Origin of the sequence: Flavobacterium sp. 3HN19-14 (genome assembly GCF_051373205.1) — a bacterium.
Taxonomy (GTDB): domain Bacteria; phylum Bacteroidota; class Bacteroidia; order Flavobacteriales; family Flavobacteriaceae; genus Flavobacterium.
The window spans coordinates 1-15268 of sequence record NZ_JBPPZT010000001.1; the positions used below are offsets into that span (position 1 = coordinate 1).

Annotated in this window: 8 protein-coding genes, 2 tRNA genes, 3 rRNA genes and 3 pseudogenes; 4 read left to right on the forward strand and 12 right to left on the reverse strand. The window is 44.6% G+C overall.

Annotated features, from left to right (window positions below):
* Window positions 1-328 precede the first annotated feature (328 nt).
* The 5 genes from rrf to ACSLFW_RS00025 form a co-directional block, all read right to left on the reverse strand.
* A 5S ribosomal RNA gene (gene rrf, locus ACSLFW_RS00005) occupies window positions 329-437 on the reverse strand.
* 123 nt (window positions 438-560) lie between these two features.
* A 23S ribosomal RNA gene (locus ACSLFW_RS00010) occupies window positions 561-3432 on the reverse strand.
* Window positions 3433-3607: 175 nt separating this feature from the next.
* A tRNA-Ala gene (locus tag ACSLFW_RS00015) sits at window positions 3608-3681 on the reverse strand.
* Window positions 3682-3802: 121 nt separating this feature from the next.
* Window positions 3803-3875: transfer RNA gene (locus ACSLFW_RS00020), tRNA-Ile, on the reverse strand.
* Window positions 3876-3969: 94 nt separating this feature from the next.
* A 16S ribosomal RNA gene (locus ACSLFW_RS00025) occupies window positions 3970-5475 on the reverse strand.
* Together the 16S, 23S and 5S rRNA genes with 2 tRNA genes alongside form the textbook arrangement of a ribosomal RNA operon.
* 500 nt (window positions 5476-5975) lie before the next feature.
* Between ACSLFW_RS00025 and ACSLFW_RS00030 the strand changes: the two genes are divergently transcribed.
* Entirely contained in the window at window positions 5976-6197 is a 222-nt protein-coding gene (locus ACSLFW_RS00030; RefSeq protein ID WP_436554127.1) for a hypothetical protein, read from the forward strand.
* A gap of 171 nt (window positions 6198-6368) precedes the next feature.
* Here ACSLFW_RS00030 and ACSLFW_RS00035 read toward each other — a convergent pair.
* Window positions 6369-7603 (reverse strand): annotated as a pseudogene (locus tag ACSLFW_RS00035) (ABC transporter permease).
* Between the two features lie 91 nt (window positions 7604-7694).
* On the opposite strand from ACSLFW_RS00035, the gene ACSLFW_RS00040 reads away from it, so the two are divergent.
* Window positions 7695-8996, forward strand: a complete 1302-nt coding sequence (locus tag ACSLFW_RS00040) for an exo-beta-N-acetylmuramidase NamZ family protein (protein WP_436554128.1) — start codon at window positions 7695-7697, stop codon at window positions 8994-8996.
* 80 nt (window positions 8997-9076) lie between these two features.
* On the opposite strand, the pseudogene ACSLFW_RS00045 reads toward ACSLFW_RS00040, so the two are convergent.
* Window positions 9077-9570, reverse strand: a pseudogene (locus tag ACSLFW_RS00045) (YkgJ family cysteine cluster protein).
* A gap of 71 nt (window positions 9571-9641) precedes the next feature.
* Here ACSLFW_RS00045 and ACSLFW_RS00050 point away from each other — a divergent pair.
* Window positions 9642-10356 (forward strand): annotated as a pseudogene (locus ACSLFW_RS00050) (class I SAM-dependent methyltransferase).
* Window positions 10357-10410: 54 nt separating this feature from the next.
* On the forward strand, window positions 10411-11175 hold the full coding sequence (locus ACSLFW_RS00055; protein WP_436554129.1) for a membrane metalloprotease: 765 nt from the start codon (window positions 10411-10413) through the stop codon (window positions 11173-11175).
* A gap of 28 nt (window positions 11176-11203) precedes the next feature.
* Here ACSLFW_RS00055 and ACSLFW_RS00060 read toward each other — a convergent pair whose 3' ends face one another.
* From ACSLFW_RS00060 to ACSLFW_RS00080, 5 genes are all read right to left on the reverse strand, one after another.
* A complete protein-coding gene (locus ACSLFW_RS00060; RefSeq protein ID WP_436554130.1) occupies window positions 11204-11992 on the reverse strand; it encodes an aminotransferase class V-fold PLP-dependent enzyme in 789 nt (262 codons plus the stop codon).
* A 219-nt stretch (window positions 11993-12211) separates the two neighbouring features.
* Complete coding sequence (locus ACSLFW_RS00065) at window positions 12212-12370, reverse strand: hypothetical protein (RefSeq protein ID WP_436554131.1); 159 nt, start codon at window positions 12368-12370, stop codon at window positions 12212-12214.
* A gap of 55 nt (window positions 12371-12425) precedes the next feature.
* Window positions 12426-12800: an energy transducer TonB gene (locus tag ACSLFW_RS00070; protein ID WP_436554132.1), complete on the reverse strand. Its 375-nt coding sequence runs from the start codon at window positions 12798-12800 to the stop codon at window positions 12426-12428.
* Complete coding sequence (locus ACSLFW_RS00075; protein ID WP_436554133.1) at window positions 12800-13432, reverse strand: 7-carboxy-7-deazaguanine synthase QueE; 633 nt, start codon at window positions 13430-13432, stop codon at window positions 12800-12802. Before ACSLFW_RS00075 ends, ACSLFW_RS00070 begins: the two co-directional genes overlap by 1 nt.
* Before the next feature lie 118 nt (window positions 13433-13550).
* On the reverse strand, window positions 13551-15263 hold the full coding sequence (locus ACSLFW_RS00080) for a tetratricopeptide repeat protein (protein ID WP_436554134.1): 1713 nt from the start codon (window positions 15261-15263) through the stop codon (window positions 13551-13553).
* Window positions 15264-15268 lie beyond the last annotated feature (5 nt).

Here is a 15268-nt window from a genome sequence, read left to right on the forward strand (position 1 = left end):
TTTTTGGCGTTCCGGCGCAGGAACTTCCTGTTTGGAATGAACTTATGGTTAGCGCCGTCGGGCTGTCGCTGCAAGTCCTCGCCACGGTATCCCACCATTGATTGAGCTATAAATCGGCTCCGGGCTTTCCACTCCCATCCCTAACGCGCAGAATTCAATCAACTACACTGCCAAACAACCCCGAAGGTTGGGACGTTGTTATAACAAAAAACCCTCATGTTTCCATGAAGGGTTTTCAAAAGAAAGGCGACGACCCGAGGGCTATGCCCGAACTGCGTCGCACCTATAAAAAAAGAAGCCCAGCTTTTTCAAGCTGGGCTTCACTAAAGAAAGGCGACGACATACTCTCCCACAAACTGCAGTACCATCTGCGCAGGCGGGCTTAACTTCTCTGTTCGGGATGGGAAGAGGTGAGCCCCGCCGCAATAACCACCTTAAGTCGTTTTGCGAAGGGTGGCAGATTGAATCTGCCAACAATCACTAATATCTTTGACGTACTGGGATAAAGTAAATATTCATTTGAAAGAAAGTTTCTTCCCGCCCTTGCGGGCGGGAGGAGCGCGCATAAGCTTACGGGTTATTAGTACTACTCGGCTATGACATTACTGCCTTTACACCTGTAGCCTATCGACGTGGTCATCTTCCACGACCCTTAAAAGAAATCTCATCTTGTGGTGGGTTTCGCGCTTATATGCTTTCAGCGCTTATCCCTTCCCGACGTAGCTACTCTGCGGTGCCCTGGCGGGACAACAGATACACCAGCGGTGAGTCCGAATTCGGTTAGTCTCGTACTAGAATCAGATCCACTCAAATTTCTTGCGCCCGCAGTAGATAGAGACCGAACTGTCTCACGACGTTCTGAACCCAGCTCGCGTGCCACTTTAATGGGCGAACAGCCCAACCCTTGGGCCTCTCCAGCCCAGGATGTGACGAGCCGACATCGAGGTGCCAAACCCCCCCGTCGATATGAGCTCTTGGGGGAGATCAGCCTGTTATCCCCGGCGTACCTTTATCCTTTGAGCGATGGCCCTTCCATGCGGAACCACCGGATCACTATGCTCTACTTTCGTACCTGATCGACCTGTATGTCTCTCAGTCAAGCTCCCTTATGCCATTGCACTCTACGCACGGTTACCAAGCGTACTGAGGGAACCTTTAGAAGCCTCCGTTACTCTTTTGGAGGCGACCACCCCAGTCAAACTACCCACCAAGCAATGTCCCCCACATTATGGGGTTAGGCTTCAGATAAGCAAAGGGTGGTATTTCAACAATGACTAACCTACGCCTGGCGACGCAGGATCGAAGTCTCCCACCTATCCTACACATCACTTATCCAAAGTCAATACTAAGCTATAGTAAAGGTGCACAGGGTCTTTTCGTCCCACTGCGGGTAAACGGCATCTTCACCGTTACTACAATTTCACCGAGCTCATGGCTGAGACAGTGTCCAGATCGTTACACCATTCGTGCAGGTCGGAACTTACCCGACAAGGAATTTCGCTACCTTCAGCAGGTTATAGTTACGGCCGCCGTTTACTGGGGCTTCAATTCAATGCTTCTCCGAAGATAACATCTCCTCTTAACCTTCCAGCACCGGGCAGGTGTCAGGCCCTATACTTCATCTTACGATTTTGCAGAGCCCTGTGTTTTTGATAAACAGTCGCCTGGGCACATCTTCACTGCGGCACCGTTTGCACGGGGCGACCTTTCTCCCGAAGTTACAGGTCTATTTTGCCTAATTCCTTAGCCATGAATCTCTCGAGCACCTTCAGGATTCTCTCCTCGACTACCTGTGTCGGTTTACGGTACGGGTACTCACTACCTGAAGTTTAGAGGTTTTTCTTGGAAGCCCTTAGGCGCACTATCACTTTGTCCGAAGACTCCGTGTACTATCGGCCTTTGCCATTCTCTACGGATTTGCCTGTAAAGAATATAGCTACAGCCTTCAACGAACTATTCCGTCAGTTCGCGGCGCTTTCATCACTCCGTCACCCCATCACAGTAATGAGTAGTACGGGAATATTAACCCGTTGGCCATCGACTGTCCCTTTCGGGTTCGCCTTCAGCCGACTAACCCTCAGCTGATTAGCATAGCTGAGGAAACCTTAGTCTTTCGGTGTGCGGGTTTCTCGCCCGCATTATCGTTACTTATGCCTACATTTTCTTTTCCATCCGGTTACAGCATGCCTTACGACACACCTTCAACCCTGATGGAATGCTCCCCTACCACTGATATTGCTATCAATCCATAGCTTCGGTAATATGCTTATGCCCGATTATTATCCATGCTCGTCCGCTCGACTAGTGAGCTGTTACGCACTCTTTAAATGAATGGCTGCTTCCAAGCCAACATCCTAGCTGTCTGGGCAGACAAACCTCGTTCTTTCAACTTAGCATATATTTGGGGCCTTAGCTGATGGTCTGGGTTCTTTCCCTCTCGGACTTGCACCTGAGCACCCAAGCCCTCACTGCTGGTAAACATTATATAGCATTCGGAGTTTGTCAGGAATTGGTAGGCGGTGAAGCCCCCGCATCCAATCAGTAGCTCTACCTCTATATAACTATATCCAGCGCTGCACCTAAATGCATTTCGGGGAGTACGAGCTATTTCCGAGTTTGATTGGCCTTTCACCCCTACCCACAGGTCATCCGAAGACTTTCAACGTCAACCGGTTCGGGCACTCCACTGTGTGTTACCACAGCTTCATCCTGCCCATGGGTAGATCACACGGTTTCGCGTCTAACACTACCGACTAAAGCGCCCTGTTCAGACTCGCTTTCGCTACGGATCCGACCTGAAGTCCTTATCCTTGCCGGCAACGTTAACTCGTAGGCTCATTATGCAAAAGGCACGCCGTCACCCAACGAATGGGCTCCGACCGCTTGTAGGCGTATGGTTTCAGGATCTGTTTCACTCCGTTATTCACGGTTCTTTTCACCTTTCCCTCACGGTACTGGTTCACTATCGGTCTCTCAGGAGTATTTAGCCTTAGCGGATGGTCCCGCCAGATTCAGACGGGTTTCACGTGCCCCGCCCTACTCAGGATACCACTATGAATATCATCGCTTACCCATACGGGGCTATCACCCTCTATGGCGAGGTTTCAGGTAATTCCGGTTCACTTTGCATTCAATCTCGTGGTCAGTACAACCCCAATCTTGCCGTGACAACATTGGTTTGGGCTAATCCGCGTTCGCTCGCCACTACTTACGGAATCACTTTTGTTTTCTTCTCCTCCGCCTACTTAGATGTTTCAGTTCAGCGGGTTTGCCCCTATCGGGTAATGCATCTTCAATGCATTGGGTTGCCCCATTCGGATATCGCCGGATCAACTGATGTGTGCTCATCCCCGGCGCTTTTCGCAGCTTATCACGTCCTTCTTCGCCTCTGAGAGCCTAGGCATCCCCCATACGCCCTTATTTTGCTTATTGTACTTTTTGTTCTTCCATACGAATATGGAAAAACTGTGTCTTTCTACTTTTTAAATATTTTCTTATCCCAATATGTCAATGAACGTTTTCCTTCAGACGATAGATGACAGACCTGAAGATGATAGACGCTGTGTCTTTTATCTATGTGTCTTTTATCTATCCGTCTCTCGGATAGTGGAGAATATCGGAGTCGAACCGATGACCTCCTGCGTGCAAGGCAGGCGCTCTGGCCAGCTGAGCTAATCCCCCAATTGATTTCTGATCTTAGATTTCAGAATTCAGATTGATTGAATCCCTCAACTTCCAGAATTTCCTTTCCCAAGCCTTTTCAATTCTAAAATCTGAATTCTAAAATCTTAAATAAAAATAGTAGTCCCGCCCAGACTCGAACTGGGGACCCAACATTATCAGTGTTGTACTCTAACCAGCTGAGCTACGAGACTCTGTACTTTTTTTCTTGGATTGTATTATTTGAATCAACAGCAAAGAGTAATTTGAACTTCCGATTAACATCGTTAGTATTGCGTCTTTCTCTAGAAAGGAGGTGTTCCAGCCGCACCTTCCGGTACGGCTACCTTGTTACGACTTAGCCCTAGTTACCAGTTTTACCCTAGGCAGCTCCTTGCGGTCACCGACTTCAGGCACCCCCAGCTTCCATGGCTTGACGGGCGGTGTGTACAAGGCCCAGGGAACGTATTCACCGGATCATGGCTGATATCCGATTACTAGCGATTCCAGCTTCACGGAGTCGAGTTGCAGACTCCGATCCGAACTGTGACCGGTTTTGTAGATTCGCTCCCCCTCGCGAGGTGGCTGCTCTCTGTACCGGCCATTGTAGCACGTGTGTAGCCCAAGGCGTAAGGGCCATGATGATTTGACGTCATCCCCACCTTCCTCACAGTTTGCACTGGCAGTCTTGCTAGAGTTCCCGACATGACTCGCTGGCAACTAACAACAGGGGTTGCGCTCGTTATAGGACTTAACCTGACACCTCACGGCACGAGCTGACGACAACCATGCAGCACCTTGTAAATTGCCCGAAGGAAAAACTGTTTCCAGTCCTGTCAATCTACATTTAAGCCTTGGTAAGGTTCCTCGCGTATCATCGAATTAAACCACATGCTCCACCGCTTGTGCAGGCCGTCAATTCCTTTGAGTTTCAGGCTTGCGCCCGTACTCCCAGGTGGGATACTTTATCACTTTCGCTTAGCCACTCAGGTTGCCCCGAACAGCTAGTATCCATCGTTTACGGCGTGGACTACCAGGGTATCTAATCCTGTTCGCTACCCACGCTTTCGTCCATCAGCGTCAATCCACCGGTAGTAACCTGCCTTCGCAATTGGTATTCCATGTAATATCTAAGCATTTCACCGCTACACTACATATTCTAGTTACTTCCCGAGAATTCAAGCCTGGCAGTATCAATGGCCGTTCCACCGTTGAGCGATGGGCTTTCACCACTGACTTACCTGGCCGCCTACGGGCAGCTTTAAACCCAATGATTCCGGATAACGCTTGGATCCTCCGTATTACCGCGGCTGCTGGCACGGAGTTAGCCGATCCTTATTCTTACGGTACCGTCAAGCCGGTTCACGAACCAGTGTTCTTCCCGTACAAAAGCAGTTTACACACCATAGATGCTTCATCCTGCACGCGGCATGGCTGGTTCAGGCTTGCGCCCATTGACCAATATTCCTCACTGCTGCCTCCCGTAGGAGTCTGGTCCATGTCTCAGTACCAGTGTGGGGGATCTCCCTCTCAGGCCTACCCATCGTTGCCATGGTAAGCCGTTACCTTACCATCCAGCTAATGGGACGCATGCCCATCTTTCACCGTTGGAACTTTAGTATCTGTGTGATGCCACTCTGATACACCATGGGGTATTAATCCAAATTTCTCTGGGCTATCCCCCTGTGAAAGGTAGGTTGCATACGCGTTACGCACCCGTGCGCCGGTCTCTTGCATTGCTGCAATACCCTCGACTTGCATGTGTTAAGCCTGCCGCTAGCGTTCATCCTGAGCCAGGATCAAACTCTTCATCGTATATTGTTTGCTGAATCTCTTCAGCTAATTTTTAGACGAATAGCTAACGTTTTTCGTAAATCTTCCGATTCACCTTACTCTTTTTTCTTTGTTACGGAATCTCTCCCGTAACGGCTGTCAATCCAATATGTCTATGAACGTGTCTTCTTCTCTTCTCCGCTTCGTTCCCAAAGCGGGTGCAAAAGTACAACTTCTTTTTTATCCGGCAAGCATTTTTGAAAATAAATTTTAATTTTATTTTCTCCGCGCTTTTTCCATCATTTCAAAAGAACCTGTCGCTCCCCTTTCGGGACGGCAAAGTTAAGACTTATTTCAAAACCGGCAAATTTAAGGGCACATTTCTGTAATATTTTTTTCAACCGCCTTTTCAGTAAATAAGTAGGAACGTCTGCCTCAATGCGGGTGCAAAAGTACACCGCTTTTCGGGTTGTGCAAACTTTTACGCAACTTTTTTTTACGGAATTTTATCGGTTTTGCGTAAGTCGCTGAAAGGGTGTTTTTTGGAGGGGAAAGTTTTTTTGCCTTCCGGGCTCTTGTCGGGTTTGTACAAGCTCTTGTTCGATTCGTACAACCTCTTGTCGGGTTTGTACAACCTCTTGTTGGGTTTGTACAAGCTCTTGTTGGGTTTGTACAACCTCTTGTTCGATTCGCACAACCTCTTGTTGGGTTTGTACAAGCTCTTGTTGGGTTTTGGAAAAGGCAGCGCCCATTGTGCAGGTTAAGGCGTTCTGGAAACCAGACGCGTGAGGGATGGGATGGAAAGCCCGCAGCGAAACAACTGTTCCCGGGTTTCACCGATAGCTCCCGCGAGGACTTGGAAGGACAGCCCGGCGGTGCTGCTACTGAATGCTTCCGGCGGATTCAAACCCTCAGCAGCAGCGACACGCCCGGAATCAATCGAAACGAATGGCTTTAACCGGAGAAATTTTTGTAATAATATAGGAAGGTATCAGCAAAACCAGCAGGCAAATGGCGACCGTACCGATATTTAGCATGATGATATAGAGCCAGTCGAAATAAACAGGGGCTTCGTTAACGTAATAATTTTCGGGCGGCAACTTGATGATCCCGAAATACTTTTGCAGCAATAACAATCCGATGCCGATGAAATTACCCAGAATAGGCCACGGATAATAAGATGAAAAGCGTTGTACAGGAATATTTTACGCACCATCCAGTTGCCGGCTCCCATCGATTTGAGCACGCCGATCATTTGTGTGCGTTCGAGAATCAGCACCAGCAGCGCGACCACCATATTAATAGTCGCTACGACAATCATAATCGTGATGATGACGAGGATGTTGAAATCGAATAATTTGATCCATTCGAAAATGTAGGCGAATTTCTCGACAATGGTCTGGGAATTGAGCGTAGAACTCGTCTGCGAATACACTTCGTTGCCTTTGGCCTGAATTTGGTCGAAATCGGAAACAAAGACTTCAAAAGCGCCGACCTGATCAGGATTCCATTTGTTGATGCGCTGCACGTGGCGGATGTCACCTATTATATAAGTACTGTCGAATTCCTGTAAACCGGAGTTGAAAATACCTGCGACTTCAAAAACACGAAGATTGGGCAGTTGGTTCGTATCTTCCTTCATAAAATAAGTACTGAACTTATCGCCGACTTTTAAATGCAGTCTGTTGGCGAGATATTCTGAAATGAGCACCTGCGCATTCAATTTGCCTCCGAAATCAGGAATTTTACCGGATTTGACATACTCTTTAATATCGTCCCAATCGTAATCTTTACCGACGCCTTTAAAAATTATGCCTTCGAAAGTTTCTGCCGTGCGGATGATTCCGGCTTTGGCCGCAACTGCCTGGATGTGGCTGATGCCGTCGACGGATTTGAATTTGGGGTAAAAGTCCTGATGCAGCGAAATGGGTTCGAGGCTTATATCTGACTGATTGTTGTCGAAATTAGAAATAATGATGTGCCCATTGAAAGCAGATACTTTCTGGCGTATCTTTTGCTGTAAACCCAATCCGGTCGCAACAGAAACGATCATCATAATCATCCCGATAGCGATGGCCGAAACCGCAATTTTTATAATTGGTGCAGATATACTACTTTTACGGCTTTTAGCAGTAATCAGCCTTTTGGCGATGAAATATTCTAAATTCAACGGAGTTAGTATCTTGGGATTATGCCTCAAAAATACGGTTTTAGCCACTAATTTCAGCGATTCGGATATTTAATATTTTCAGACGATACTTATGACCCAGTTTTCCCGATTGAATGCGATTTCCTTTTTGAAATTTTCAAGATATACTACAGCCTTCTTATTTTCGATTTTGATATTTTCGTGTAAACCTGCCCAGAATGCGGTCAACCAGCCTGTCGCCCTGAAAGCAAAAACGAAATCAGAGCATCCGAAAACACACAAAGTTGAAGTGGTCGTCACTAATCCTGAGAAACTGACTTTCAGCCGCGGCGCCGATAACTACGGTGGTTATGCACCTTTGCTTAAGGATAAAAAAGTTGGCGTGCTCACCAACCAGACCGGAATCATTTTTGACCAGACAAGTATTGTTGATTTCCTGATTTCCAAAAGTATAAATGTCACCAAAATATACGCACCTGAACACGGATTTCGCGGGACGGCTGCAGACGGCGAGTTGATTGCCGACGGAAGAGACGTCAAAACCGGATTGCCGATTATTTCTTTATACGGCGATAACAAAAAACCAACTGCGGCACAATTGGCCGGAATTGATGTTTTGATTTTTGATTTGCAGGATGTCGGCGCGCGTTTTTACACCTATATTTCTACTTTGCATTATGCGATGGAGGCCTGTGCTGAAAACAATGTGCCGCTGATTGTTTTTGACCGCCCGAACCCGAACGGCAGTATTGTTGACGGACCGATATTAGAACCTGAATATTCGAGTTTTGTGGGAATGCACCCGATTCCGGTACTGCATGGCATGACTATTGGCGAATATGCAAGAATGATCAATGGTGAAAAGTGGCTTAAAAACGGCATTCAATGTGATTTGACCGTAGTTGCATGCTCCGCCTACACAAGAGAAATGCCTTACAGCCTTTTGGTAAAACCGTCACCGAATTTGCCAAACGACCAGGCGATAAATCTTTATGCCAGCTTGTGCTTTTTTGAAGGAACGAACGTAAGCGTAGGCCGCGGCACGAACAAACAATTCCAGATTTACGGTTCGCCTTATCTGCCCAATATTGATTTCTGCTTTATCCCGATGCCGAATGAAGGTTCAACAGATCCGCCTCAAAAAGGCAAAGATTGTTTCGGCGAGGATTTATCGAATTACCCGAAACTTGACAGGCTTGACCTGCAATGGCTTGTAAAGGCTTACGCAGAAACTTCGGAAAGACAGAAATTCTTCAATTCGTATTTTACAAAACTCGCCGGCACCAAAAAACTGCAGCAGCAGATCGAATCCGGAATGACCGCACCTGAAATCCGCGCCAGTTGGGAAACCGGACTCATCATGTTCAGGGAAATGCGACAGAAATACCTGATTTATCCCTACGGCCGAATTTGAGATTATTTCGGATTGATTTTATTTGTCTTAGAAATTTTGGATTCCCCTCCTCCGGAGGGGTGCCTGAAAGGCGGGGTGGTCTACAACGGCAATCGCTTCTTCATCTCCTCCACAATATTAAAAGCCGCGGGGCAAATGGCAACATTTTGCAACGTAAGACTTGATATCTGCTGGAATTTCTTGCGATCGGTATGCGGGAATTCGCGACAGGCTTTCGGACGCACATCATAAATCATGCAGTAATTTTCGCTGTCAAGAAACGTGCACGGAACGCTTTTCAGTATATAATCGTTGTCTTCGTCAATGCGTAAATATTGGTCAATAAACTGCTGGGGCTTTTGCCGAAAATGCTTCGCAATTCGCTCGATATCGGCAATCGTAAAAAGCGGCCTGTAGTCTTGCAGCAATTCGCACACTTCAGGCAATCGGTGCGCCTGAACTCGGTATCGTGCAATTCCTGCATCACATAATCGAGATTTTTGGGCGTTTTCTTTTTAAGCTTGTCGAAATACTTTTTGTTTTCGATATGCTTATCTTTGGCGAGTTTAGGAAGATTATCTAAAATCCGTTTCAAGTTTAACGTTTAAAGTTGTTGCAAAAGTAACAAACATCCAACCTTAAACTTTAAACTTTAAACCAAAAAACATGAAAGACCTTTTCGGAAAAGCCATATTAGATTACCAGACCAACAACAATCCGCAGGATTTGGTTACCGAAACCAGCATTTCCTGAAGAAGATGAAATGTCGGTTGCTTATCTTTTTCGCTCGTATGATGAAATGCCGGCTATTGAACAAAAGGCACTTCAGATGGCGAAAGGCAAAATTCTCGATGTGGGTTGCGGTGCAGGAAGCCATAGTCTTTTTCTTCAGAATGAAAAAAATCCCGATGTCACTTCTATCGATATTTCTGTGAATGCGATTCAGGCCTGCCAGTTACGTGGACTGAAAAATGCGAAAGTTCAGGACGTGATGCGTTTGGAAAATGAAAAATTCGATACCATCTTATTGCTTATGAATGGCGCCGGGATGTGCGGAAAACTAAAGAACGTTCCGAAATTCCTGCAAAAACTGAAATCGCTTTTAAATGAAAACGGCCAGATTTTACTCGACAGTTCCGACATCATTTATATGTTCGATGAAGATGAAGACGGCGGCAAGTGGATTCCGACCGACAATGATTATTATGGGGAAGTGGTTTTCAATATCGCTTACAAAGGCGAAAAAGAACTGCCTTTTGACTGGATGTATATCGATTTTAATACGCTCCATAACGCAGCAATTGCCAACGGCCTGACTGCTGAATTGGTTGCCGAAGGTGAGCATTTTGATTATCTTGCCCGGCTTACCGTCAAAAATTAATATAATTTTAATACGATTATCCCTTTTCAGCAAGTAACTTTAAACAAAAAAACTATGAAATTGCAAAGATTTTTACTCTTGTTTTTAGTTGTTTTTGCGTTAGGATGTTCCTCTGACGACAATAGTTCTGATGTCGAAAACGGCGTGAACAAAGCGCCCAACCTTAAAGCTACGGGAAGCAGTGCACATGATTTCCTGTCTGCTGATGATTATGATGCACTGCATATTGAAATTTTATATGTTGCAGGATTCCAGCCGGACGCGGCTGTTCTTACGAATCTTCAGAATTTTATGGCTGCGAGATTAAACAAACCTGGCGGCATTACGATTACGCAAAGGCAAATCGCAAGTCCGGGAACTTCACCTTACACCATTGCTGAAATTTCTGATCTTGAATCAGACACCCGCACTTTATATAATGATGTAAATGTTTTGACTTTGTGCGTTTTGTTCGTCGACGGGAATTTCAATACCGACACGGCCACAACGTTCACTTTGGGAACAGCATATAGGAATACTTCGTGCGTCATCTATGAAAATTCTGTGCGGCATCTGAGCAGTGGTGTTAATTTGCCGACGCGCGTCAATTTAGAAACTACGGTACTTTTGCACGAGCTTTGCCATTTACTCGGGTTGGTAGATTTGGGTTCCACCATGCAAACCGAGCACCGTGACGAAGCACATGGCAAACACTGTGACAATGAAAACTGCCTGATGTACTGGCAAACGGAAAATAATATGATGAACAATACAACCAACCATATTGCGCCACTTGATGCGAATTGTCTTGCGGATCTGCAGGCGAATGGAGGAAAATAATCTCTTAATAAAAATAAAAATCCCGCTCTTAACCGGGATTTTTTATTGAAATATAATCTGTTGTTGCAATGATGTCTTCGAGCGCTTTATACAATTCATCTAAATCCTGTTGCGAGTTATACAAATGCACTGAAATCCTGATGTAAACTTTGTCGTTGAGCGCCATAACCGGAATTTCTATTTTGTATTTATTGAACAATCGTTCTTTCAGTTCGGCAGGTTTGGAAGTGTTCACGGGAATACTGCACATCAGACCCAGGAACTCTGAAGTAACCGGGCAAATTGGTTTCGAATTCAGAAGCGTACAAAACTTTTCATAATTATCCAGAATCAGTTTTTTATAAATGACAGATTGCGCTTTCCAGTTATTATCGTTTAGAAATTTTAATGCCGCCGGAATCGTCAGGTAAGCAGAAATGTCACGCGTTCCCTGATATTCATGATAATCCAGGAACTGACTTTCGCCTGGCGCGAGGCTTTCATATCCCCAACTCACTACCAACGGATCGAGGTTTTGCTGAAAATCCTTACTTACATATAAAAATGAATTTCCTTTCGGCGTCAGTAACCATTTGTGTGCGGTTCCTGTGTAAAAATCGGCTTTGAGATTGCTGATGTTTAAATCGATGTGCCCGGGAACGTGTGCACCGTCGACAATTGTAATCAATCCGAGGGCTTTTGCCTTTTCGCAGATTTCCTTAACGGGAAAAATCAATGCTGTGGCACTTGAAATCTGATTCAGGAAGACGACTTTTGTATTCGGATTATAGCCTTTCCAGAAATCTTCAATGATTTGTTCTTTTGATGTAATTGGCAACGTAATTTCCTGCTGGATATACTTCGCACCGGATTTTTACAATAGAAATGCCATGTCCTGTCCATCGCGCCATACTCATGATTGGTTGTCAGGATTTCATCACCTGCATTGAGTTCCAAACTGCGCATGATGGTATTGACTGCAACCGTAGGATTTGGCACAAAAAGAAATCCGATGCGTCGCAGCCGACAAATTCAGCTAATGCCAACTTGGATTGTTTTAAATATTCCGAACTTTTTTGGTAATGAACTGAACGGCTTCAGTTTCTAATTCGAGCTGCCATTTCTGGTAATCTTCAAAAACCGGTTTCGGACAGGCGCCGAAAGAACCGTGGTTCAGATAGGTGATTTGCGGGTCGATAAGGAATTGTGGCTTCATAATGACGAAAATAAATAAAAAATCCCAAATTTTACTTTGGGATCTGATATTGTTCTTATTTGAAATCGAGCGGGATTTTAATGGTCACGCTGAAAGGTTTTCCGCCGCGTTTGGCACTTTCCCATTTCGGGGCGTTTTGTAAAACCCTTATGAATTCCATCGCCGAAGCGTCATCGAGTACTTTTACGATTCTGATATTGGTGAGTTCTTCTTCTTCATTGATTGTAAATGAAGCCGTAATATTGCCTTTTTTGGTGACTTTCGAAAAATCAAAATTTGCTTTGATGTAATCGTAGAATTTATCTATGCCGCCGCCATTGAACTTTGGTTCGATTACATCTGAGGGATGCACATCATCAGCATCTCCCGCCTCTTGTGAATAGCCGATAAAACTAATAAAAAAGAAAGCGAATACGAGTATTTTTTTCATTATGGAATATTTAGGTATTTGTGTGTCTGTAAGGAAACGCGCCATTTTGGGTTGTTCATGACATAATCAACAATGAGCGGCGTCATTTCTTCTTTTTTGCTCCATTCGGGCTGTAGGAAAAGAATGGCGTTATCGTTGACTTTTTCGGCCTGTTCTTCGGCGAAAATAAAATCATGTTTGTTATAAATGATGACTTTTAGCTCGCTGGCGTTGTCATAAACGGTTTGCGTAGGCAGTTTGTTTTTCTTTGGAGAAAGGCAAATCCAGTCCCAGGTTCCAGTCAACGGATATGCTCCGGAGGTTTCGATATGCACTTTACGGCCTCTTTCTTTAAGTTTTGAAGTCAACAAAGTCATGTCCCAGGTTAATGGCTCACCACCGGTAACCACAACCGTTTCAGAATATTTTGAAGCATTCTCAACAATCGCGTCGACATGAGTGGGCGGATGCAGTGCGGCATTCCAGCTTTCTTTCACATCACACCAATGGCAACCCACATCGCAACCGCCGATTCTTATAAAATAGGCTGCAGTTCCGGTGTGGTAACCTTCGCCCTGGATGGTATAAAACTCTTCCATCAGCGGCAGCATTGTGCCTTTTTCAACCGCCGATTGTATTTCTTTCGCTAGCATTTTCATTAAATCAGGCTGCAAAGATAAACATTTTATTTCCGGATTGGATTCTGAAACTTACCGAAACAAAAAACCGATAGTTGTTGGCTATCGGTTTTAAGGGGTAATCTTTATATTATTACTTTACAAATTTCATATTTGCAAGCGCATCTTCGTTTGCCGGGTCTAAAGCGAGTACTTTATCAAGATTCTCTTTGGCTTTTACTTTATCTGTTTTCAAATAATGAATCGCGATATTATTGTAAGCTTCGATGAATTTCTTTTTGTTTTCAGGCTTAGCCACTTCTTCCGGGCCTTTGTCTGTTACTACTCTTACATAATCTTCATAGCTTTTTACCATATTTTCCTGTGCTACGGCATCAGTTTGCATCAGGCTGTTCACACGGGCTTTATACAAGTAAGCGTCTTGCTGTTTTGGTCTGTCTTTGATTACATTATCAAAAGCTACAAGTGCTTTGTTCAAAGCTACGGCATCAACCGCTTCCCCTTCTGCTTTATATGCATTGTCGTAGTAAAGCGCGTAACCTAAATAGAAATTGTCGTAAAGGAAATTCCTTGAATTCGGGTTCGTGGTTGCGATTTCGTAGATTCCGGCAGCTTCTTTGTACAATTTTAAGTCGAAGAATTTTTTTCCGAAGTCATTAAGTTCATTAGCCATTGTTGGGTCGAGTTCTACACCTTTTCTAATGTCTGCGATACCAAGATCATATAACGCTTTGTCGACAGTTCCAGACGGTTTGCCATCGGCACCGGTTGTAAGCGTAAGCGCTTTCTGCGTTTTTGCAAGTCCAAGGTACAAATAATCACGACCAATGATTTTTGCTTTATCTTTTGCGAAGAATTCATCCAAAGCTTTAATCGCTGCATCAGAATTTCCGTTTTGGTAAGCTGAATAACCCAGGTAACGCAAGATTCTTGGATTTACTTTGCTCAATTTTTGCATGGCTGTCGCTTCTGCTTCGAGTGCTTTGTAATCTTTCGTAAGAATCAAGAAATCGGCGTGACGCATACGTGAATCTAACGAATAATCTGTCAGCGTCATGTATTTTTCATAGTACTCGATTGCCTTTTTGTTAAGCTCAGGATATTTCGTCTGGTCTTTTTCATTAAGTGCTCTCAGGTAATAAGTTTCTGCTAATTCTCTGTAAGCTAGTCCGTAATTAGGATTTTCAGCAAGGATTTTATTGAATTCTGCTTCAGCTTCTGTGAAAGCTTTTGAACCTTTGGTAATCACACCAAGTTGTAATTTCGCCCTTAATAAAGTTTTATCTGCATCATAAGCATTCCTGTAAGCAGAATAGGCTTCGTTGACATTTTTATCTCCTACGAAAGCATCTCCCAAATACAAAGAAACCATTGCATTCATTGGTGCTGCCAGTTTTGCTTTGTTAAGATTTTCGAGTGCTTTCTTGTAATCAGGATTGACCGGATTCATGTAAGCTTTCCCGATATACAGGTATTCTTCGAAATCTTTTTTCTTTACATTGGCAATCGCTTTGTCAAAATTAGTGGAAGCGGCCGCTTTGTTGCCATTTTCAAGTTCGATCTGCCCTAACCCGATGTAATTGAACTGCATGCCGTTTTTGGCTACAAGTCCTTTGTCAAAATTCATTTTAGCGGAATCTTGATATTTCTGTGTCAGGTATAAATTCCCGAGGATGAAAAAATTCTTTCCTTCATCTGGCTTTGAAGCCACGAGGCTCTTTAAAATGGTTTTTGCTTTTTCGTATTGTTCGGCGTCAATGGCTTTGTTCGCCTGGTTTATATCCTGCGCATAAGTTCCAGCTCCGAATAACACTAAAGCAACGCTGAAAATTTTTAGTTTGTTCATTTTAA